The organism is Streptomyces sp. NPDC002564, from assembly GCF_042889645.1.
In the GTDB taxonomy this organism is placed as follows: Bacteria; Actinomycetota; Actinomycetes; order Streptomycetales; family Streptomycetaceae; genus Streptomyces.
The window spans coordinates 612,883-633,148 of sequence record NZ_JBIARE010000003.1 but is presented as its reverse complement, the minus strand read 5'-3'; the positions used below and the strand labels follow the sequence as shown (position 1 = coordinate 633,148).

The window sequence follows — 20,266 nt, the reverse complement described above, 5'->3', positions numbered from 1 at the left end:
GGGCCTCACCCGCCCCCCCGTCCGGCGTGAGGCGGAACTCACCCGCCCCTACTCCCGCCGAACGGCGCAGGGTAAACGGGTGGGTGGGTGGGGAGTATCCGTCGCGGAGCGGCGGGGTGGTGGGTGAGGTCAGGGGAGGGTGACGAAGTCGATGAGTTCTTCCACGCGGCCCAGGAGCGCCGGCTCCAGGTCCTTGTAGCTGCGCACCGAGCCCAGGATCCGCTGCCACGCCGCCCCCGTGTTCTCCGGCCAGCCCAGCGCCCCGCACACGCCCTTCTTCCAGTCCTGGCCCCGCGGGACCCGGGGCCACGCGGTGATGCCGACCGAGGACGGCTTCACCGCCTCCCACACGTCGATGTAGGGGTGGCCGACGACCAGGGCGTGGGCGCTGGTGACCTCCGCCGCGATGCGGGACTCCTTGGAGCCGGGGACCAGGTGGTCGACCAGGACGCCCAGGCGCGCGTCGGGGCCGGGGGCGAACTCCGCGACGATCGCCGGGAGGTCGTCGATGCCCTCCAGGTACTCGACGACGACGCCCTCGATGCGCAGGTCGTCGCCCCAGACCCGCTCGACGAGTTCGGCGTCGTGGCGGCCCTCCACGTAGATGCGTCCGGCCCGCGCGACCCGCGCCCGCGCGCCCGGCACGGCCACCGATCCCGAGGCGGTGCGGGACGGGCGTACCGGCGCCTGCGAGGGACGTACGAGGGTGACCGTGCGGCCCTCGAGGAGGAAGCCGCGCGGCTCCATCGGGAACACCCGGTGCTTGCCGAAGCGGTCCTCCAGTGTCACCGTCGGGCCCTGCGCCGACTTCTCGCAGCGGATCACCGCCCCGCAGAAACCGGTGCTCAGCTCCTCCACCACGAGGCCGGCGTCCGCCGCCACCTCGGGCACGGGCTTCGGCTTCTTCCAAGGGGGCGTGAGATCGGCGGAGTACTGGCGCATTCTGCCGACGATAGGAAGAACGGCGCCGCCCGCGCTCACGACACGCCGAAGCGCTCCGCCAGTGTGGCGCGCTGCGCACGGACAAAAGCCGCGTCCACCACCGCACCGTGCCCCGGCACGTACACCGCGTCCTCGCCGCCGAGCTCCAGGAGCCGGTCGAGGGCCGACGGCCAGTGCCGCGGCGCCGCGTCCGGACCGGCCTGCGGCTCGCCCGACTCCTCGACCAGGTCGCCGCAGAAGACGATCGCCCGGCCGCCCTCGCCGCCCCGCACCAGGACCGCCAGGTCGTGCCCGGTGTGCCCGGGGCCGACGTCGGCGAGCAGCACCTGCACCCCGCCGCCCAGGTCGAGCGCCCACTCCCCGCGCACCAGGTGGTGCGGGCGGACCAGCAGATCGGCCGCCTCCGCCGCCGCGTCGGCGGGCACGCCATGGCGTACCGCGTCCGAGCACAGTTCCTCGCGGCCCGCGGTGAGGACCGTGTCGATGCCCGCTGCCCCGTACACCCGCACGCCCGCGAAGGCCGCCGCCCCCAGGACGTGGTCGAAGTGCGGATGCGTGAGCGCGAGATGCGTGACCCGGCGGGTGCCGCCGAGGATGTGCCGGGCCTGCGTCCGCAGCGCCGCGCCCTCGGCGAGCGTCGCCCCGGCCTCGATCATGAGGGCCCCTTCATCCCCGACGACCAGTCCCGCCGTACAGTCCCAGACGGGCAGCCGGCACCGGCCCACGTGCGGCGCGAGCCGCTCCCATCCGCCGGCTTCCCACGTCAGTGCCGCGTTCATACGGTGACGCTATCCGCAGGGACGGTGTCCGGCAGCCCGCGCACGGCCGCCGCCACGACGGGGCGGGGTCCGCCCTTGCCGGGGCCGTACCCGACGGCCGTACACTGACCCAGTGAAAGGCTGGCACTCGCCCGCGGTGAGTGCCAGGCCGGGGGCTCGGGGGATGCCGGGGCCCGTCGTGGACGACGGAGACAGCTGGAGGTGTGCGCGATGCTCAATGAACGCAGGCTCGAGGTGCTGCGCGCCATCGTCCACGACTACGTGGGCACGGAGGAGCCCGTAGGCTCCAAGGCGCTCACCGAGCGGCACCGTCTGGGGGTCTCTCCCGCCACGGTCCGCAACGACATGGCGGCGCTGGAGGAGGAGGGCTTCATCGCCCAGCCCCACACCAGCGCCGGGCGCATCCCGACGGACAAGGGCTACCGCCTCTTCGTCGACAAGCTGGCCGGCGTCAAGCCGATGACCGGTCCCGAGCGCCGGGCCATCCAGAACTTCCTCGACGGCGCCGTCGACCTCGACGACGTGGTGGGGCGCACGGTGCGGCTGCTCGCGCAGCTGACGCGGCAGGTCGCCGTGGTGCAGTACCCCTCGCTGACCCGGTCGACGGTCCGGCACGTGGAGCTGCTCTCGCTGGCTCCCGCGCGGCTGATGCTCGTGCTGATCACGGACACCGGCCGGGTCGAGCAGCGCATGATCGACTGCCCGGCGCCGTTCGGCGAGAGCGCGCTCGCGGACCTGCGGGCGCGGCTCAACAGCCGGGTCGCGGGCCGCCGCTTCGCGGACGTGCCGCAGCTCGTGCAGGACCTGCCGGAGGCCTTCGAGCCCGAGGACCGGGGTACGGTCACGACCGTCCTCTCCACTCTGCTCGAAACGCTCGTCGAGGAGACGGAAGAGCGGCTGATGATCGGCGGAACCGCCAATCTCACCCGCTTCGGACATGACTTTCCCCTCACCATCCGGCCCGTTCTCGAAGCCCTCGAGGAGCAGGTCGTGCTCCTCAAGTTGCTTGGTGAGGTGCAGGATTCGGGCATGGCCGTACGGATCGGTCACGAGAACGCCCATGAGGGACTCAGCTCCACGTCCGTGGTCTCGGTCGGCTACGGTTCGGGAAGCGAGGCAGTCGCCAAGCTCGGCGTGGTCGGACCGACCCGCATGGACTATCCGGGAACGATGGGAGCAGTACGCGCAGTGGCACGTTACGTCGGACAGATCCTGGCGGAGTCGTAAGTGGCCACGGACTACTACGCCGTACTCGGCGTGCGCCGCGACGCTTCCCAGGACGAGATCAAGAAGGCCTTCCGGAGGCTGGCCCGTGAGCTTCACCCGGACGTGAATCCGGATCCGAAGACTCAGGAGCGCTTCAAGGAGATCAACGCCGCCTACGAGGTGTTGTCGGACCCGCAGAAGAAGCAGGTCTACGACCTCGGCGGCGACCCCCTGTCCCAGGCGGGCGGCGGCGGAGGCGCGGGCGGCTTCGGCGCCGGTGGCTTCGGCAACTTCTCCGACATCATGGACGCGTTCTTCGGGACGGCGTCGCAGCGCGGACCGCGCTCGCGCACGCGTCGCGGCCAGGACGCCATGATCCGGCTGGAGATCGACCTTGACGAGGCCGCCTTCGGGACCACCAAGGACATCCAGGTCGACACGGCCGTGGTCTGTACGACCTGCAGCGGCGAGGGCGCCGCGCCGGGGACGTCCGCCCAGACGTGTGACATGTGCCGCGGTCGCGGCGAGGTGTCGCAGGTCACGCGGTCCTTCCTCGGCCAGGTCATGACCTCGCGGCCGTGTCCGCAGTGCCAGGGCTTCGGCACGGTCGTGCCCACCCCGTGCCCCGAGTGCGCCGGTGACGGCCGCATCCGGTCGCGGCGGACGCTCACCGTGAAGATCCCGGCCGGTGTCGACAACGGCACCCGGATCCAGCTCGCGGGCGAGGGCGAGGTCGGCCCCGGCGGCGGCCCCGCCGGTGACCTGTACGTCGAGATCCACGAGCTGCCGCACGCCGTCTTCCAGCGGCGCGGCGACGACCTGCACTGCACCGTCACCATTCCGATGACGGCGGCGGCCCTCGGCACGAAGGTGCCGCTGGAGACGCTGGACGGCCTGGAGGAGATCGACATCCGGCCCGGCACGCAGTCGGGCCAGTCGGTCCCGCTGCACGGGCGCGGCATCACGCACCTGCGCGGCGGCGGACGCGGCGACCTCATCGTGCACGTCGAGGTGCTCACGCCGACCAAGCTCGACGCGGAGCAGGAGCGGCTGCTGCGGGAGCTGGCGCAGCTGCGCGGGGAGGAGCGGCCCACGGGGCAGTTCCAGCCCGGGCAGCAGGGGCTGTTCTCGCGGCTCAAGGACGCGTTCAACGGGCGGTAGCGCCTCGGACGGTGACGTCGGCCCCCGGTGACGGTTCGTTCCGTTGCCGGGGGCTTCGTCGTCCCTGCGGGGCCCGGGACGGGCCTTCAAGGGGCGCGGGGAACTGCGCGAGCAACCCGGGGCGGCCCGCAGACGCAGGCGGGGGCAGGGGGCGGGCGGGGCGGCGCACGCCGGTGCGGGGTGCGCGATTCGGCGGCGGAAGAGGACCGTGGCACGATGCCGTCATGTCCTCCGCACTGACCGATCTCTGCCGCCACCCGATCGTGCAGGCCCCCATGGCGGGCGGCGCCTCCGGCCCCCAGCTGGCCGCCGCCGTCGCCGAGGCCGGCGGGCTCGGGTTCCTCGCCGCCGGGTACAAGACCGCCGACGGGATGTACCAGGAGATCAAACAGCTGCGGGGGCTGACGTCGCAGCCCTTCGGCGTCAATCTCTTCATGCCGCAGCCCGACACCGCCGACGCCGCGGCCGTCGAGGTCTACCGCAGCCAGCTCGCCGGTGAGGCCGCCTGGTACGAGACGCAGCTCGGCGACCCGGACAGCGGCCGCGACGACGGCTACGACGCCAAGCTCGCGATCCTCCTCGACGACCCGGTGCCGCTGGTCTCCTTCACCTTCGGCTGCCCCACCCGCGACGTCCTGGACGCCTTCGCGCGGGTCGGCACGCTGACCGTCGTCACCGTCACCACCGCCGAGGAGGCCCAGGCCGCCCAGTGGGCGGGCGCCGACGCGGTGTGCGTCCAGGGCATCGAGGCGGGCGGCCACCAGGGCACCCACAAGGACAATCCCGAGGCCGACGGCGCCGGGATCGGACTGCTCGCCCTGATCACCCAGGTCCGCGAGACCGTGCAGATCCCGCTCGTCGCGGCCGGCGGTCTGATGCGCGGCGCGCAGATCGCCGCGGTGCTCGCGGCCGGCGCGGACGCGGCGCAGCTCGGCACGGCCTTCCTCGTCACCCCCGAGTCCGGGGCGAACACCCTGCACAAGCAGGCCATGACCAACCCGCTGTTCGTACGCACCGAGCTGACCCGGGCGTTCTCCGGGCGCCCCGCGCGCGGCCTGGTCAACCGCTTCATGCGCGAGCACGGCCCGTACGCCCCCGCCGCCTACCCGCAGGTCCACCACCTCACCAGCGGCCTGCGCAAGGCCGCGGCGAAGGCCGGGGACGCCCAGGCCATGGCGCTCTGGGCCGGGCAGGGCCACCGCCTCGCCCGGGAGCTGCCCGCCGGACAGCTCGTGGAGGTCCTCGCGGCCGAACTCGCCGAGGCGCGGGCCGCCACCGCGGGCGGCGCCCCCGAGCAGCCGGGCGGCGCGGCGTGACCGCCCCCGTCTTCGTCGTCGAGGACGTCACCGCGGGCGACGGCGGACGCTATGTCCTGGACGGTCCCGAGGGACGGCACGCCGTCTCCGTGAAGCGGCTGCGCGCCGGTGAGGCCGTCGTCCTGACCGACGGCGCCGGGCGCTGGGCGGACTGCGTGGTCCTCGGCACCGAGGGCAAGGACCGGCTCGTGGTGAAGATGGACTCCTGTGCCGAGGAGCCGGCCGAGTCGCCGCGCATCACCGTCGTCCAGGCGCTGCCCAAGGGCGACCGCGGCGAGCTCGCCGTGGAGACCATGACGGAGACCGGCGTCGACGCCGTCGTGCCGTGGACCGCCGCCCGCTGCATCACGCAGTGGAAGGGCGACCGCGGCCTCAAGGCGCTCGCCAAGTGGCGGGCCACCGCGCGCGAGGCCGGCAAGCAGTCGCGCCGGATCCGCTTCCCCGAGGTCGCCGACGCCGCGTCCACCAAGCAGGTCGCGGCTCTCCTGGCGGACGCCGACTTCGCCGCCGTCCTGCACGAGGAGGGCAGCGAGCCGCTGGCCACCGCCGAACTCCCCGCGGACGGACACATCGTGCTGGTCGTCGGGCCCGAAGGGGGCGTGTCCCCGGACGAGTTGGCGGCGTTCGCGCAGGCCGGCGCCAAGCCGTACCGGCTCGGCAGCACCGTGCTGCGCACGTCGACCGCCGGCACCGCGGCGACCGCGCTGCTCCTGGGGCGCACCGGCCGCTGGTCCTGAGCCGCGCCGCCCCGCCGGTCCCCGAACGCCCGCGCGTGAGGGGACATATGGCCGCAAGAAGCCTGTCGCACCGGCACCCCGCGGTGACACCCTGCCGCTCATGGGGGCATGGCGGCGGGCGGCCGGACGGACACGACGGGCACCGGTCCGGTACGCCGTCACGCTGGCCTGCGCGGCCGCGCTCGGCGCCACGGCGTGCGACCCCGTGGACGGGCCGGGCGGGCGGATGAACACCGCGGCGGTCGCGCTGACCACCGACGGGACGGCCACCCGGGAGCTGGAGCGCGGCCACGCCGACGTGGCGTGGCTCAGCTGCACCGCGCGCTTCGCGGACCGCACCACGGCGCGCGGCGCGTCCGGGTCGGCCGCCACCGTGGTGCGGGTCGACTGCCAGGGCGAGACCGACGACGGCAAGGACATCACCGTCAAGGGCACCGTCCGTTCGGTCGTCGACGGGGACTGCGTACGCGGCCGCCTCACCGCCAGGGTCGACGGCAAGGTGCGGTTCCAGGCCGATGTCCTCGGCGACTGCGGGGCGGGTGACGGCCACGACGACGGCGGCGGAAACGGCGGCGGGGGCCACGACGGGAGCGGCAAGCCCTCCGCCCCGCCCGGCACGCAGCGCCCCCCGCCCTCCCACGAGCCGCAGGACCCCCGGCCCACCGTCACGGTGACCGTCACCGCCGACCCGCCGCCCCGGCCGACCTGCACCTGCCACCCCGGCAAATGAGCCGCGGGCCCGCACGGGCGGCCCCCGGCCAAGTGATCCAAACCGCTGCCGGGCCGCCGGGAGCCTGCCTAGGGTGGACGGCGTGACAGAGGCAGCGCACTCCGCGTATCTCCGGTTCCCGCACATCCACGGCGAGTTGACCACCTTCACGGCCGAGGACGACGTCTGGATCGCGCCCCTGGACGGGGGCCGCGCCTGGCGGGTCAGCGCCGACAACATGCCCGTGAACCACCCCCGGATCTCCCCGGACGGCACCACCGTCGCCTGGACCTCCACCCGCGACGGCGCCCCCGAGGTGCACACCGCGCCCGTCGACGGGGGCCGCGCCGCGCGGCTGACGTACTGGGGGAGCGGCAGGACCACCGTGCGCGGCTGGACCCCCGACGGGCGGGTCCTCGCGCTCAGCGCGGTGGGCCAGGCCTCGCTGCGCCGCACCTGGGCGCGGGCCGTGCCGCTCGACGGCGGCCCCGCCGCGACCCTGCCCTACGGCCCGGTCGGCGACGCCGCGCACGGCCCCGACGGCCAAGTGCTGCTGCTCTCCGCCCCGATGGGCCGCGAGGCCGCCTGGTGGAAGCGGTACCGGGGCGGCACCGCGGGCAAGCTGTGGATCCGCACGTCCGCGGCGGACCCCGCCGACGGCGAAGGCGCCGAGGACCGCTTCGTGCGCGTCCACGAGGACCTCGACGGCAACATCGAGTACCCCCTGTGGGTGGGCGAGCGCATCGCCTTCCTCAGCGACCACGACGGCGTGGGAGCCCTCTACTCCTCGCTGCCCGACGGCTCCGACCTGCGCCGTCACACCCCCGTCGACGGCTTCTACGCACGGCACGCGGCCACCGACGGCACCCGCGTCGTCTACGCGTCGGCGGGCCGGCTCTGGCTCCTCGACGACCTGTCGGGCGCCGAGCCGCGCCCCCTGGACGTCCGCCTCGGCGGGCAGCGCACCGACCTGCAGCCGCACCCCGTCTCCGCCGCCCGCTGGTTCGGCGCGGCGGCACCCGACCACACCGGACGCGGCAGCGCCGTCTCGGTGCGCGGCTCGGTGCACTGGGTCACGCACCGCGAGGGCCCCGCCCGCGCGCTCGCCGCCGAGCCCGGCGTGCGCGCCCGGCTGCCCCGCACCTTCCGCGTCCAGGGCGAGGAACACGTCGTGTGGGTCACCGACGCGGAGGGCGACGAGGCCCTCGAATTCGCCCCGGCCACCGGCACGGCACCCGGCGCCACCCCGCGCAGGCTCGCCGCGGGCCAGCTCGGCCGGGTCCAGTCCCTCGCCGTCGCCCCCGACGGCTCCCGTGCCGCCGTCGCCTCGCACGACGGCCGCGTCCTGCTCGTCGAGCGGGAGAGCGGCGAGGTCCGCGAGGTCGACCGCAGCGACGACGGGGAGGCCACCGGGCTGGTCTTCTCGCCCGACTCCGCCTGGCTGGCCTGGTCGCACGCGGGACCGCGCCCGCTGCGCCAGCTCAAGATCGCGGGCACCGCCGACCTGACGGTGTCCGAGGCGACCCCGCTGCGCTTCCGCGACTACGCGCCCGCCTTCACCCTCGACGGCAAGCACCTCGCGTTCCTGTCCGCACGCGCCTTCGACCCGGTCTACGACGCGCACGTCTTCGACCTCGCCTTCGTCGGCGGCTCCCGGCCCTACCTGCTCACGCTCGCCGCGGCCACCCCCTCGCCCTTCGGACCGCAGCGCCACGGCAGGCCCTTCGAGGCGCAGGACGGCGCCGAGACGCCCGACAGCGAGGGCGCCCCCGTCACCCGCATCGACTTCGACGGACTCGCCGACCGGATCGTGCCGTTCCCCGTCGAGGCCGCCCGCTACACCACGCTGCGGGCCGCCAAGGACGGGCTGCTGTGGCTGCGCCACCCGGTGCGCGGCGTCCTCGGCTCCTCCCGCGCCACCCCGCACGACCCCGACCCGCGGACCGAGCTGGAGCGCTACGACTTCGACCGGCACCGCGTCGAGGAACTCGCCGCCGACGCCGACCACTTCGCGGTCACCGGCGACGGCAGGCGGATCCTGCTGTGGACCGACGGCAAGCTGAAGGTGGTGCCCAGCGACCGGCGCGCCTCCGGCGACGAGGACAGCGACACGAACATCACCGTCGACCTCTCCCGGGTCCGCCACACCATCGACCCGGCCGCCGAGTGGCGCCAGATGTACGCCGAGGCGGGCCGCCTCATGCGGGACAACTTCTGGCGGCCCGACATGGGCGGCGTCGACTGGGACGCCGTCCTGGAGCGCTACCGGCCCGTCCTGGACCGCGTCGCCACCCACGACGACCTCGTCGACCTGCTGTGGGAGGTGCACGGCGAGCTCGGCACCTCCCACGCGTACGTCGTCCCCGGTGCGGGCGGCGCGCACCGGCAGGGGCTGCTCGGCGCGGACCTCTCGCGCGGTGAGGACGGCCTGTGGCGCATCGACCGGATCCTGCCCTCGGAGACCTCCGACCCCGCCGCGCGGTCGCCGCTGGCCGCCCCCGGCGTCGCGATCCGCCCCGGTGACGCGATCGTCGAGGTGGGCGGCCGGCCCGTCGACCCGGTCGCCGGCCCCGGACCGCTGCTCGTGGACACCGCGGGCAAGGCCGTCGAGCTGACCGTCTCGCCGTCCGGCGGCGGCGACCCGCGGCACGCCGTGGTGATCCCCGTGGACGACGAGGAGCCGCTGCGCTACCACGCCTGGGTCGCCGACCGGCGGGCCTACGTCCACGCGGCGTCCGACGGGCGCCTCGGCTACCTCCACGTGCCCGACATGCAGGCGCCCGGCTGGGCGCAGATCCACCGCGACCTGCGCGTCGAGGTCGCCCGCGAGGGCCTGGTCGTCGACGTCAGGGAGAACCGCGGCGGGCACACCTCGCAGCTCGTCGTGGAGAAGCTGGCCCGCCGCATCGTCGGCTGGGACATGCCCCGCGGCTCGCGGCCCTTCAGCTACCCCGTGGACGCGCCGCGCGGCCCCGTCGTCGCCGTCGCCAACGAGTTCTCCGGCTCCGACGGGGACATCGTCAACGCCGCGATCAGGGCGCTCGGCATCGGCCCCGTCGTCGGCACCCGCACCTGGGGCGGCGTCGTCGGCATCGACAGCCGCTACCGCCTGGTCGACGGGACGCTGGTGACCCAGCCCAAGTTCGCGTTCTGGCTGGAGGGCGCGGAGTGGGGCGTGGAGAACCACGGCGTCGACCCGGACGTGGAGGTCGTCACCACGCCCGACGACCACGCGGCGGGCCGCGACCCGCAGTTGGACGAGGCGGTGCGCATGGCGCTGGCCGCGCTCGCCGAGAATCCGGCGAAGACGGCGCCCACCGTGCCGGGACCCCGGTGACCTGCCCGCGTCCGCGGGCCACGGCGGCCGATAGCATGCCGAAGGTACTGATCTTTCCCCTCGTGCCCATGCTCAGCTAGGAGGCGGCCCATGGCGGGCGAAGCGCACACCGACTGCCTGTTCTGCAAGATCGTCGCGGGTGAGGTGCCGGCGACCGTCGTCCGGGAGACCGAGACGACCGTGGCCTTCCGCGACATCAACCCGCAGGCGCCCACCCACGTCCTGGTCATCCCCAAGGCGCACTACCCGGACGCCGCCTCGCTCGCCGCCGCCGAGCCGAAGGTCGCCGCCGACGTGCTGCGCGAGGCCGGCGAGGTCGCCGCCGAGGAGAAGGCGGACAGCTACCGCATCGTCTTCAACACCGGCGCGGGCGCGGGCCAGACCGTCTTCCACGCGCACGCGCACGTCCTGGGCGGCCGCGGCCTCCAGTGGCCGCCCGGATAGCGGGGACCGCCCTCCTTGTCCGTACGAGAACTGGTGGTGCTCGGCACCGCCAGCCAGGTCCCCACCCGGCACCGCAACCACAACGGCTACGTCCTGCTCTGGGACGGCCAGGGCATCATGTTCGACCCCGGCGAAGGCACGCAGCGCCAGATGCTGCGCGCCGGGGTCGCCGCCCACGACCTGCACCGGATCTGCGTCACGCACTTCCACGGCGACCACTCCCTGGGCCTGGCCGGAGTGATCCAGCGCATCAACCTCGACCGGGTCCCGCACCCGGTGACCGCCCACTACCCGGCGTCGGGCCGGCACTTCTTCGACCGGCTGCGGTACGCGACGGCCTACCGCGAGACCGTCCGCCTGACCGAGGCGCCGGTCGCCGCGGACGGCCCGCTCGCCACCACCCCCGCGTACACCCTGGGCGCGGCGAAGCTCTCCCACCCCGTCGAGTCCTACGGCTACCGCCTCACCGAGCCCGACGGGCGGCGGATGCTGCCGGAACTGCTCGCCGCGCACGGCATCGCCGGACCCGATGTCGGCCGGCTGCTGCAGGAGGGCGGCCTGGGCGGCGTGACCCTCGACCAGGTCAGCGAGGTGCGGCGCGGGCAGCGGTTCGCCTTCGTGATGGACACCCGGCTCTGCGACGGCGTGCACGCGCTCGCCGAGGGCTGCGACATGCTCGTCATCGAGTCGACCTTCCTCGACGAGGACGAACACCTCGCCACCGACCACGGCCACCTGACCGCCGGCCAGGCCGCCCGCGTCGCCGTCGAGGCCGGCGTGCGCCACCTCGTGCTGACCCACTTCAGCCAGCGCTACCCCGACCCGGCCGCCTACGAACGCCAGGCCCGCGCCGCCGGATACGACGGCGAACTCACCGTCGCCCGCGACCTGGCCCGCGTCCCCCTGCCCAAGCGCATCTGACCCCCCACCCCCGAACGACCCGAGCGAGACCGCACCATGCCGATCCCCAAGGCCGAACTCCACCTCCACATCGAAGGCACCCTCGAACCCGAGCTCGCCTTCGCCCTCGCCGCGCGCAACGGCGTCGACCTGCCCTACGCCGACACCGAGGAGCTCCGCAGGGCCTACGAGTTCGACGACCTGCAGACGTTCCTGAACCTCTACTACCGCCTCATGGCCGTGCTGCGCACCGAGGCCGACTTCGAGGACCTCGCCGACGCCTACCTCGCCCGCGCCGCCGCGCAGGGCGTGCGGCACGCGGAGATCTTCTTCGACCCGCAGGCGCACACCGCGCGCGGCATCCCGATCGCCACCGTCATCGAGGGCCTGGGCCGCGCCCTGGACCGCAGCGAGGAGCGGCACGGCGTCTCCACCCGGCTCATCATGTGCTTCCTGCGCGACCAGTCCGCCGACTCCGCCCTGGAGACGCTGACCGCCGCCGAGCCGCACCTGCACCGCATCATCGGCATCGGCCTGGACTCCGCCGAGGTCGGCCACCCGCCCGCCAAGTTCCGGAAGGTGTACGAGGCGGCCGCCGCCCGCGGCCTGCGCCGGGTCGCCCACGCCGGCGAGGAGGGGCCGCCCGCGTACATCACCGAGGCCCTCGACCTCCTGGGCGTCGAGCGCATCGACCACGGGCTGCGCTGCATGGAGGACCCGCACCTGGTGGAGCGCCTGGTCCGGGACCGCGTGCCGCTCACGCTCTGCCCGCTCTCCAACGTCCGGCTGCGCGCCGTCGACGTCCTCTCCGAGCACCCGCTGCCGCGGATGCTGGACGCCGGTCTGATGTGCACGGTCAACTCCGACGACCCGGCCTACTTCGGCGGGTACGCCGACGACAACTTCCGCGCGGTCCGGGAGGCGCTCGGCCTGGACGAGGAGCGGCTGCGCACCCTCGCGCGGAACTCCTTCGAGGCGGCCTTCCTCGACCGGGACGCGGCGGACGAGGCGCTGCGGGCGAAGTACCTGGCCGAGGTCGAGAGTTATTCGTTCGACTGACCACCGGAGCCCGGTTAGGGTCCCCGGCATGGACTCCATCGCGCAGATCTACGGCTGACACGGCCCCGTCGGGCCCCCGCCCCGCCCGCACCGGGCCGGGGCGGCGGGCCGCCGTGTCCTGATCACCCAGCCGCAGCTCTCCGCATCCGGAGGAAACCCCATGCCCCGACGGCTCTCCCGTCGCCCTGCCCACATCGCCATGGTCGGCGTCCCGATGGTCAGCCACGTGCTGCCCGGTCTGGAGGTCATCCGTGAGCTGGTGGCGCGCGGCCACCGCGTCACCTACGCCAACGACCCCGCCACCGCGGGCCTGATCGAACCCACCGGCGCCACGCTCGTCCCGTACGAGTCGACGCTCCCGCACCGCGACAACATCTGGCCCGAGGACCCGGTCGCGGCCGGCGGTCTCTTCCTCGACGACGCGATGGCGGTGCTCCCGCAGCTCCACGCGGCGTACGACGACGACCCCGCCGACCTGTACCTGTACGACATCGGCGCGTACGTGGCCCGCGCGCTCGCCGAGGCGCAGGGCCGCCCGCTCGTCCAGCTCTCGCCGACCTACGTGGCCTGGGGCAGTTACCAGGAGGACGTGGGCCGCCACCTCGCGCAACTGCCCGGCGCCGACGCCCTGGAGGCCCGCTTCGCGCGCTGGCTCGCCGGGTGCGGGGCCACCACGCTCGACGTGGCCGAGTTCTCCGGGCGGCCGCCGCGGGCCGTCGCCACCGTCACCCGGTCCATGCAGCCGCACGCCGACACCGTCGACGCCGACCGGATCGACTTCGTGGGGCCCTGCCTCGGCGACCGCGCCCGGCGCCAAAGCTGGCGGCGGCCCGCGGGCGCGGAGAAGGTCCTGCTGGTCTCGCTCGGCTCGTCGTACACCGTGCAGCCGGAGTTCTACCGAAGGTGCGTGGCCGCCTTCGGCGACCTGCCCGGCTGGCACGTCGTGCTGCAGATCGGCAGGCACGTCGACCCCGCCGAGCTGGGCGACGACCTGCCCGACAGCATCGAAGTGTGCTCCTGGGCACCGCAGTTGGCGATCCTGGAGCAGGCCGACGCGTTCGTCACGCACGCGGGCATGGGCAGCAGCGGCGAGGGGCTGCACGCCGGTGTCCCGATGATCGCGGTGCCCCAGGGCGCCGAGCAGCCGCTGAACGCCGACCGGCTGGTGGAACTCGGCGTGGCCCGGCGCGTCGACACCCCGGACGCGACGGCGGACGTGCTGCGCGCGGCGCTGCTCTCCCTCGTGGCGGACCCCGAAGTCGCCGGGCGCTCGGCCCGGTTGAAGGAGCTGGCCCGCTCCGAGGGCGGCGCCCGCCGGGCGGCGGACCTGATCGAGGCGGAGCTCTAGGGCGTGTTTCGAAAGTGGCGTCGTCCGCCCGCAGGGCAGACGGGACTTTCGAAACACGCCCTAGGGGGCCGCGACGGGCGGTTCCCGCGCCGTGCCGGGCCGATATCGCCGGGCCTCCGCGGGGATCGTCCGTTACGTTGCCTGCATGGTCGTACCCGTACAGCCCACTGTCGACCCGCTGAAGGCGGCCCGCAGAGCCGGTGATCCGGACTGCGACGTCTACCTCACCGGCACGGTCTTCCTGGACATCGTCTTCACCGGTCTCGACTCCGCGCCGGTGCGCGGCACCGAGTCCTGGGCCCGCGGCATGGGGTCGAGCCCCGGCGGGGTCGCCAACATGGCGACCGCCCTGGCCCGGCTCGGCCTGCACACGTCGCTGGCCGCTGCCTTCGGCGACGACCACTACGGGGAGTACTGCTGGGACGCCCTCGAACAGGGCGAGGGGATCGACCTGACCCCGTCACGCACCGTGCCCGGCTGGCACTCGCCGGTGACGGTCTCCATGGCCTACGAGGGCGAGCGGACCATGGTCAGCCACGGCCACGAGCCGCCGCCGGACGCCGCCGCGCCGGACGGCGGCGCCCCGGCCTGCCCGCCGCGCGCGCGGGCCGCCGTCGCCTCCCTGACGCCCGGCACGCGCGCGCCGTGGATCGCGCAGGCCGCGCGCAGCGGCACCCGGATCTTCGCCGACGTCGGCTGGGACGACACCGGGCGCTGGGACCTGGCCGGCCTCGCCGACCTGGAGCACTGCGAGGCGTTCCTGCCGAACGCGGAGGAGGCGATGCGCTACACCCGCACGTCCTGCCCGCGGGCCGCGGCGCGGGCGCTCACCGAGCACGTGCCGCTGGCCGTGGTGACGCTGGGCGCCGAGGGGGCGTACGCGGTGGACGGGCGGACCGGCGAGACCGCCGAGGTCCCCGCCATCGAGGTGGCGGCCCTGGACCCGACCGGGGCCGGGGACGTCTTCGTCGCGGGCTTCGTCACCGGCACCCTGGCGGACTGGCCGCTCGCCGACCGGCTCGCCTTCGCGGGCCTGACGGCGGCGCTCTCCGTCCAGGAGTTCGGCGGGTCCCTGTCGGCGCCCGGGTGGGCGGAGGTCGGGGCGTGGTGGCGCCGCGTCCGCGAGTTCGACGACCAGGACCCCCTGGCGCTGCGCCGGTACGCGTTCCTGCAGGAGCTGCTGCCCGCGGCGAGCCGCCCGTGGCCGCTGCGCCGCGCGGTGCCCACGATCGGCTTCCGCTCGGCCTAGTGCCCCCCGCCGCCCCGTCCTCGCGGGACCCGTGAGGAAAAGCCCTACGGCTGTGTCAGTGCCGCGTCGTACTCTTGGCAGTGCAAGGCTGTCGAGCGGCCACAAGCCCCGCACGAGGAGGATGAGCAGGCTTCATAGCCGGCCCATGACTCAGACACCCACCACTCCCACCGACGCGCAGGACCAGGCCCGAGCCCACTTCGCCGTCCCGGCGAATCATCCGATGGTGACGGTTCTCGGCTCCGGCGACGCTCTGCTGCGGGTGATCGAGAAGGCCTTCCCGGCGGCCGACATCCACGTCCGGGGCAATGAGATCAACGCCGTGGGCGATGCCCACGAAGTCGCCCTGATCCAGCGCTTGTTCGATCAGATGATGCTGGTGCTCCGCACCGGTCAGCCGATGACGGAGGACGCAGTGGAACGCTCGATCGCCATGCTGAGGGCGGACGAGAACGGCAGCGGCGCGGAGGAGACCCCCGCCGAGGTCCTCACGCAGAACATCCTCTCGTCCCGCGGCCGCACCATCCGCCCCAAGACGCTGAACCAGAAGCGGTACGTCGACGCGATCGACAAGCACACCATCGTCTTCGGGATCGGCCCCGCAGGCACCGGCAAGACCTACCTGGCCATGGCCAAGGCCGTGCAGGCCCTGCAGTCCAAGCAGGTCAACCGCATCATCCTGACCCGCCCCGCGGTCGAGGCCGGCGAGCGCCTCGGCTTCCTGCCCGGCACGCTGTACGAGAAGATCGACCCCTACCTGCGCCCGCTGTACGACGCGCTGCACGACATGCTCGACCCCGACTCCATCCCGCGCCTGATGGCCGCGGGCACCATCGAGGTCGCCCCGCTGGCGTACATGCGCGGCCGCACGCTGAACGACGCGTTCATCATCCTCGACGAGGCGCAGAACACCAGCGCCGAGCAGATGAAGATGTTCCTGACCCGCCTCGGCTTCGACTCGAAGATCGTCATCACCGGTGACATCACCCAGGTCGACCTGCCGGGCGGCACCAAGAGCGGCCTGCGCGAGGTGCAGCGGATCCTCGACGGCGTGGAGGACATCCACTTCTCGCGGCTCACGTCCCAGGACGTGGTCCGGCACAAGCTGGTCGGCCGTATCGTCGACGCGTACGAGCAGCACGACAGCCGCGACGGGAAGTAGACGAGCACCACCATGTCGATCGACGTCAACAACGAATCCGGAACCGAGGTCGACGAGCAGGCGATCCTCGACATCGCCCGCTACGCACTCGCGCGGATGCGCATCCACCCGCTCTCCGAGCTCTCGGTGATCGTCGTGGACGCCGACGCCATGGAGCAGCTGCACATCCAGTGGATGGACCTGCCGGGGCCCACGGACGTCATGTCCTTCCCCATGGACGAGCTGCGGCCGCCCATGAAGGACGACGACGAGCCCCCGCAGGGCCTCCTCGGCGACATCGTGCTCTGCCCCGAGGTCGCCACCCGGCAGGGCAAGGACGCCCCGACGCAGCACTCCATGGACGAGGAGCTGCAGCTCCTGACCGTCCACGGCGTGCTGCACCTGCTGGGGTACGACCACGAGGAGCCCGACGAGAAGGCCGAGATGTTCGGCCTGCAGGCCGCGATCGTCGACGGCTGGCGTGCCGAGAAGGGCCTGACCGGCCCGTCCCCGGCGCCGACGGTCTCGTAGCGCCATGAGTCCTCAGTTGATCGCCGGCGCGGTCGCCCTCGTCGTCGTGGCCTGGCTCGCGGCGTGCGCCGAGGCCGGCATCGCCCGGGTCTCCAGCTTCCGCGCCGACGAGGCGGTCCGCTCCGGCCGGCGCGGCAGCGCCAAGCTCGCGCAGGTCGCCGCCGACCCGACCCGCTATCTCAATGTGGCGCTGCTGGTCCGGGTGGCGTGCGAGATGGCCGCGGCGGCCCTCGTGACGTACGCCTGTCTGCAGGAGTTCGACGAGACCTGGCACGCCCTGGCGGTCGCCATCGGCGTGATGGTCCTCGTCAGCTATGTGGCCGTGGGCGTCTCCCCGCGCACCATCGGCCGCCAGCACCCGCTGAACACGGCGACGGCCGCGGCCTATGTGCTGCTGCCGCTGGCCCGTGTGATGGGCCCGATCCCGCCCCTGCTCATCCTCATCGGCAACGCGCTCACGCCCGGCAAGGGCTTCCGGCGCGGCCCCTTCGCCTCCGAGGCGGAGCTGCGCGCGATGGTCGACCTCGCCGAGAAGGAGTCCTTGATCGAGGACGACGAGCGGCGCATGGTCCACTCCGTCTTCGAGCTCGGCGACACCCTGGTGCGCGAAGTCATGGTGCCCCGCACCGACCTGATCGCCATCGAGCGCTTCAAGACGATCCGCCAGGCCCTCACCCTCGCGCTGCGCTCCGGCTTCTCGCGCATCCCGGTGACCGGGGAGAGCGAGGACGACGTGGTGGGGATGGTGTACCTGAAGGACCTGGCGCGCAAGACGCACATCAACCGCGACAGCGAGTCGGAGCTGGTGTCGACGGCGATGCGCCCGGCGACGTTCGTGCCCGACACGAAGAACGCGGGCGACCTGCTGCGCGAGATGCAGCAGGAGCGCAATCACGTCGCCGTCGTGATCGACGAGTACGGCGGCACGGCGGGCATCGTCACCATCGAGGACATCCTGGAGGAGATCGTCGGTGAGATCACCGACGAGTACGACCGGGAGCTGCCGCCCGTCGAGGAGCTCGCCGACGGCTGCTACCGCGTGACGGCGCGTCTGGACATCGGCGACCTCGGGGAGCTCTTCGGCTTCGACGAGTTCGACGACGAGGACGTCGAGACGGTCGGCGGGCTGCTGGCCAAGCAGCTGGGCCGGGTGCCGATCGCGGGGGCGAGCGCGGTCGTGCCGCTGCCGGACGGCCGGGAGCTGAAGCTCACCGCGGAGTCCGCCGCGGGCCGCCGCAACCGCATCATGACCGTCCTCGTCGAGCCCGTCACGCGTCAGGGCGAGGCGGCGGGGGAGCGGGGATGACCCCGGAGGGCCTGCGCGCGTTCTGCCTGTCGTTCAACGACGCGGTGGAGGAGTTCCCCTTCACGCCGGAGACGTCGGTCTTCAAGGTGGCCGGGAAGATGTTCGCGCTCGCGGCCCTCGACCGGCGTCCGCTCACGGTCAATCTGAAGTGCGAGCCGGACATCGCGGACCGGCTGCGGGCCGCCCACCCGGAGATCGTGCCGGGCTATCACATGAACAAGCGGCACTGGAACACGGTCTCGCTGGACGGCGCGCTGCCCGACCGGCAGATCAAGGAGCTCGTCGAGGACTCCTACGACCTGGTGGTGGCGGGGCTGCCCCGGGCGGAGCGGCTGCGGCTCGACCGTCCCTGAGGGGCGTGCGCCGCCCCGAGGGGCGTGCGCGGGCCGGGGTGCGTCGGGCAGCGTGTCCCAACAGCCCCTCGCCATCGGGCGGTCGGGGCGGCAGAATGGGAGGACGGGCGGACCTCGAACGCTCCCACTCCGGGCTGCCGGTCAAGGAACTCGGAGTGGAAACGTCGTGCGATGGCGTCCGCCGCAGCTGGCCCTGGCCTTGTCGGCCGGGGCCAGTCCCTTTTACACGTGGAGCACCCACCTGTCGATGATCTGCTGGATCACGTAGACGAGGCCGGCCGTCTGGGCCGAAACCGCGACCCAGTCGGTCCACGTGCGGATGGTGCGACGCCCGTCCGGCTTCTCGGCCATCGGGCTGTTCTCCTTCCTGGTTCCACGCGAGTCGTGGATACCGCGGCGAGCCACGAACGGGTGGCGCCAGGAAGAGGGAACTGACGGGAGGACGGCACTCGATCGAGTGGGTTCGTGCCGTCCTGGATCCGATCTCAACCTCCTTGCGGCGACGGTCAGTTGAGCAGGCTACCCTCTGCCATATCGTAGCCCGGACGTCGCGACATGGGTAGTGCTGTCGGATACCTCGCCGAAGTAAGGCTGCGAAGTGCGATATAGCTGTTCGTGAGCTGTCGGCCCGGCCGGCCCCGCGTGGTTGCCTGCCGCTTCGGGGCCGACCGGGTGCCCCGGCAGTGGCGTGAACTGTCGTCCCGGAAGGTCTCGATGAGTAAGCTGCTAGTCTGCTATGTTGCACCTCGCACGGTCCGGTTGGGGGTGGAGCCATCATGAGCGCGCCAAGTGCGGCACTTCAGCGGCTCCGGCTGCGCACCGAGCTCCGCAAGGCGCGCACCGCCGCCGAGCTCACCCAGCGGCAGGTCGCCGCGACCATGGAGTGGAGCCCCTCCAAGCTGATCCGCATCGAGGCCGGCGAGGTCGGCATCTCGGTCAACGACCTGCGGCCCCTCCTGGAGGCGTACGGGATCAGGGACCGCCGCCGCATCGAGTCGCTGCTCGATCTCGCGCGCGGCAGCAGGAAGATGCCGTACACCGAGTACCGGGACCTGTACAGCAAGGAGTTCCTGAACTTCCTCGCGCTGGAGGCGTCGACGTCGATCGTCCGCGCCTTCAACTCGCTCCAGGTCCCGGGCCCCTTGCAGACCGAGGAGTACGGGCGCGCCATCATCCGCTCCTACGACAAGGGCGCGGCCGACGACGTGATCGAACGGGCCGTCGAGGTCCGGCTCTCCCGCCAGGAGACCCTGACCTCGGGCGAGCGCGAGGTCTTCTACATCCTCGACGAGTCCGTGGTGCGGCGTCAGGTCGGCGGCCCGGGTGTCATGAAGGCCCAGTTGGAGCGCCTTGCGGAGATCGCCGCCCTGCCGAAGGTGAGCATCCAGATCCTGCCGTTCAGCGTCGGCGCGCACCCGGGCATCCAGGGCCCCTTCACGCTCTTCGAGTTCGAATCGGACGAGATGCCGGACTCGCTGTATCTGGAGAATCCGCGCGGCGACTCCTACAGCACCAACGCGCCGGAGGAGAGCGGGCTCTACCTGGAGCGATTCTGGGAGTTGGAGGATCTCGCCATCAAGGAGCGGAACGTGGAGCTGTTCCGGACGCTGGCGGCCCGGGTGGGCGAAGGCGTGGACAACCTGGACCGCCTCCTGCCGGCCGCCGACGCGGCCTGAGCTGCTCCACCGGTACCTGATGCAGGGTCAAATCGCCCTGTGTCAGGGGACCTTGGCGCGAAACCGCTCGTT

The 20,266-nt window shown here is 73.2% G+C and carries 19 protein-coding genes; 16 read left to right on the top strand and 3 right to left on the bottom strand.

Translation table 11 applies throughout. The features are described from left to right. Positions 1 to 129 precede the first annotated feature (129 nt). Both ACFYXE_RS14365 and ACFYXE_RS14360 read right to left on the bottom strand, forming a co-directional pair. On the bottom strand, positions 130 to 942 hold the full coding sequence (locus ACFYXE_RS14365; protein WP_361173711.1) for a DUF3097 domain-containing protein: 813 nt from the start codon (positions 940 to 942) through the stop codon (positions 130 to 132). A 35-nt stretch (positions 943 to 977) separates the two neighbouring features. Then, a complete protein-coding gene (locus tag ACFYXE_RS14360) occupies positions 978 to 1,721 on the bottom strand; it encodes an MBL fold metallo-hydrolase (RefSeq protein WP_389312293.1) in 744 nt (247 codons plus the stop codon). A gap of 210 nt (positions 1,722 to 1,931) precedes the next feature. Here ACFYXE_RS14360 and hrcA point away from each other — a divergent pair, with 210 nt between their 5' ends. From hrcA to ACFYXE_RS14285, 15 genes are all read left to right on the top strand, one after another. Beyond that, positions 1,932 to 2,948, top strand: a complete 1,017-nt coding sequence (hrcA, locus tag ACFYXE_RS14355) for a heat-inducible transcriptional repressor HrcA (RefSeq protein WP_361173717.1) — start codon at positions 1,932 to 1,934, stop codon at positions 2,946 to 2,948. After that, on the top strand, positions 2,949 to 4,088 hold the full coding sequence (dnaJ, locus tag ACFYXE_RS14350; protein WP_361173720.1) for a molecular chaperone DnaJ: 1,140 nt from the start codon (positions 2,949 to 2,951) through the stop codon (positions 4,086 to 4,088). Positions 4,089 to 4,312: 224 nt separating this feature from the next. After that, on the top strand, positions 4,313 to 5,404 hold the full coding sequence (locus ACFYXE_RS14345) for a nitronate monooxygenase (protein ID WP_389312290.1): 1,092 nt from the start codon (positions 4,313 to 4,315) through the stop codon (positions 5,402 to 5,404). Beyond that, positions 5,401 to 6,141 carry a 16S rRNA (uracil(1498)-N(3))-methyltransferase gene (locus tag ACFYXE_RS14340; protein WP_389312288.1) on the top strand — a complete coding sequence of 247 codons (741 nt, stop codon included), beginning with the start codon at positions 5,401 to 5,403 and terminating at the stop codon, positions 6,139 to 6,141. The genes ACFYXE_RS14345 and ACFYXE_RS14340 overlap by 4 nt, the downstream gene beginning before the upstream one ends. 100 nt (positions 6,142 to 6,241) lie before the next feature. Continuing rightward, entirely contained in the window at positions 6,242 to 6,871 is a 630-nt protein-coding gene (locus tag ACFYXE_RS14335; RefSeq protein WP_389312286.1) for a hypothetical protein, read from the top strand. 82 nt (positions 6,872 to 6,953) lie between these two features. Next, the gene (locus ACFYXE_RS14330; RefSeq protein WP_389312283.1) at positions 6,954 to 10,187 is read left to right on the top strand and encodes a S41 family peptidase; all 3,234 of its coding nucleotides are present in this window, start codon (positions 6,954 to 6,956) and stop codon (positions 10,185 to 10,187) included. A gap of 90 nt (positions 10,188 to 10,277) precedes the next feature. Then, positions 10,278 to 10,631 carry a histidine triad nucleotide-binding protein gene (locus ACFYXE_RS14325; RefSeq protein ID WP_389312281.1) on the top strand — a complete coding sequence of 118 codons (354 nt, stop codon included), beginning with the start codon at positions 10,278 to 10,280 and terminating at the stop codon, positions 10,629 to 10,631. A 15-nt stretch (positions 10,632 to 10,646) separates the two neighbouring features. Next, positions 10,647 to 11,552: a ribonuclease Z gene (locus tag ACFYXE_RS14320; RefSeq protein ID WP_389312279.1), complete on the top strand. Its 906-nt coding sequence runs from the start codon at positions 10,647 to 10,649 to the stop codon at positions 11,550 to 11,552. A 36-nt stretch (positions 11,553 to 11,588) separates the two neighbouring features. Then, positions 11,589 to 12,590 (top strand): adenosine deaminase, encoded by a 1,002-nt coding sequence (locus ACFYXE_RS14315; RefSeq protein ID WP_389312277.1) that lies wholly within the window; start codon positions 11,589 to 11,591, stop codon positions 12,588 to 12,590. Between the two features lie 160 nt (positions 12,591 to 12,750). Continuing rightward, positions 12,751 to 13,938: a macrolide family glycosyltransferase gene (locus ACFYXE_RS14310; RefSeq protein ID WP_389312275.1), complete on the top strand. Its 1,188-nt coding sequence runs from the start codon at positions 12,751 to 12,753 to the stop codon at positions 13,936 to 13,938. Positions 13,939 to 14,083: 145 nt separating this feature from the next. Further along, positions 14,084 to 15,187: a carbohydrate kinase family protein gene (locus tag ACFYXE_RS14305; protein ID WP_389312273.1), complete on the top strand. Its 1,104-nt coding sequence runs from the start codon at positions 14,084 to 14,086 to the stop codon at positions 15,185 to 15,187. 145 nt (positions 15,188 to 15,332) lie between these two features. Further along, positions 15,333 to 16,349: a PhoH family protein gene (locus tag ACFYXE_RS14300; protein WP_361176458.1), complete on the top strand. Its 1,017-nt coding sequence runs from the start codon at positions 15,333 to 15,335 to the stop codon at positions 16,347 to 16,349. A gap of 12 nt (positions 16,350 to 16,361) precedes the next feature. Continuing rightward, a complete protein-coding gene (gene ybeY / locus ACFYXE_RS14295; RefSeq protein ID WP_361176456.1) occupies positions 16,362 to 16,859 on the top strand; it encodes an rRNA maturation RNase YbeY in 498 nt (165 codons plus the stop codon). 4 nt (positions 16,860 to 16,863) lie between these two features. After that, the gene (locus tag ACFYXE_RS14290) at positions 16,864 to 18,165 is read left to right on the top strand and encodes a hemolysin family protein (protein ID WP_389312270.1); all 1,302 of its coding nucleotides are present in this window, start codon (positions 16,864 to 16,866) and stop codon (positions 18,163 to 18,165) included. Next, a complete protein-coding gene (locus ACFYXE_RS14285; RefSeq protein ID WP_389312268.1) occupies positions 18,162 to 18,518 on the top strand; it encodes an MmcQ/YjbR family DNA-binding protein in 357 nt (118 codons plus the stop codon). The genes ACFYXE_RS14290 and ACFYXE_RS14285 overlap by 4 nt, the downstream gene beginning before the upstream one ends. A 222-nt stretch (positions 18,519 to 18,740) precedes the next feature. On the opposite strand, the gene ACFYXE_RS14280 is transcribed toward ACFYXE_RS14285, so the two are convergent. Next, the gene (locus ACFYXE_RS14280; protein ID WP_361176450.1) at positions 18,741 to 18,869 is read right to left on the bottom strand and encodes a hypothetical protein; all 129 of its coding nucleotides are present in this window, start codon (positions 18,867 to 18,869) and stop codon (positions 18,741 to 18,743) included. A gap of 425 nt (positions 18,870 to 19,294) precedes the next feature. On the opposite strand from ACFYXE_RS14280, the gene ACFYXE_RS14275 reads away from it, so the two are divergent. Next, entirely contained in the window at positions 19,295 to 20,194 is a 900-nt protein-coding gene (locus ACFYXE_RS14275) for a helix-turn-helix domain-containing protein (RefSeq protein ID WP_389312266.1), read from the top strand. The last annotated feature ends 72 nt before the right edge of the window (positions 20,195 to 20,266 follow it).

Excerpts from the sequence above, each read along its gene's own strand:
- ACFYXE_RS14300 (WP_361176458.1), top strand. The coding sequence starts at position 15,333 with ATGACTCAGACACCCACCACTCCCACCGACGCGCAGGACCAGGCCCGA.
- ACFYXE_RS14290 (WP_389312270.1), top strand. The coding sequence starts at position 16,864 with ATGAGTCCTCAGTTGATCGCCGGCGCGGTCGCCCTCGTCGTCGTGGCC.
- ACFYXE_RS14285 (WP_389312268.1), top strand. The coding sequence starts at position 18,162 with ATGACCCCGGAGGGCCTGCGCGCGTTCTGCCTGTCGTTCAACGACGCG.
- ACFYXE_RS14305 (WP_389312273.1), top strand. The coding sequence starts at position 14,084 with ATGGTCGTACCCGTACAGCCCACTGTCGACCCGCTGAAGGCGGCCCGC.
- ACFYXE_RS14325 (WP_389312281.1), top strand. The coding sequence starts at position 10,278 with ATGGCGGGCGAAGCGCACACCGACTGCCTGTTCTGCAAGATCGTCGCG.
- ACFYXE_RS14335 (WP_389312286.1), top strand. The coding sequence starts at position 6,242 with ATGGGGGCATGGCGGCGGGCGGCCGGACGGACACGACGGGCACCGGTC.
- ACFYXE_RS14280 (WP_361176450.1), bottom strand. The coding sequence starts at position 18,869 with ATGGCCGAGAAGCCGGACGGGCGTCGCACCATCCGCACGTGGACCGAC.
- ybeY (WP_361176456.1), top strand. The coding sequence starts at position 16,362 with ATGTCGATCGACGTCAACAACGAATCCGGAACCGAGGTCGACGAGCAG.
- ACFYXE_RS14365 (WP_361173711.1), bottom strand. The coding sequence starts at position 942 with ATGCGCCAGTACTCCGCCGATCTCACGCCCCCTTGGAAGAAGCCGAAG.
- ACFYXE_RS14315 (WP_389312277.1), top strand. The coding sequence starts at position 11,589 with ATGCCGATCCCCAAGGCCGAACTCCACCTCCACATCGAAGGCACCCTC.
- ACFYXE_RS14360 (WP_389312293.1), bottom strand. The coding sequence starts at position 1,721 with ATGAACGCGGCACTGACGTGGGAAGCCGGCGGATGGGAGCGGCTCGCG.
- ACFYXE_RS14345 (WP_389312290.1), top strand. The coding sequence starts at position 4,313 with ATGTCCTCCGCACTGACCGATCTCTGCCGCCACCCGATCGTGCAGGCC.
- ACFYXE_RS14310 (WP_389312275.1), top strand. The coding sequence starts at position 12,751 with ATGCCCCGACGGCTCTCCCGTCGCCCTGCCCACATCGCCATGGTCGGC.
- hrcA (WP_361173717.1), top strand. The coding sequence starts at position 1,932 with ATGCTCAATGAACGCAGGCTCGAGGTGCTGCGCGCCATCGTCCACGAC.
- ACFYXE_RS14275 (WP_389312266.1), top strand. The coding sequence starts at position 19,295 with ATGAGCGCGCCAAGTGCGGCACTTCAGCGGCTCCGGCTGCGCACCGAG.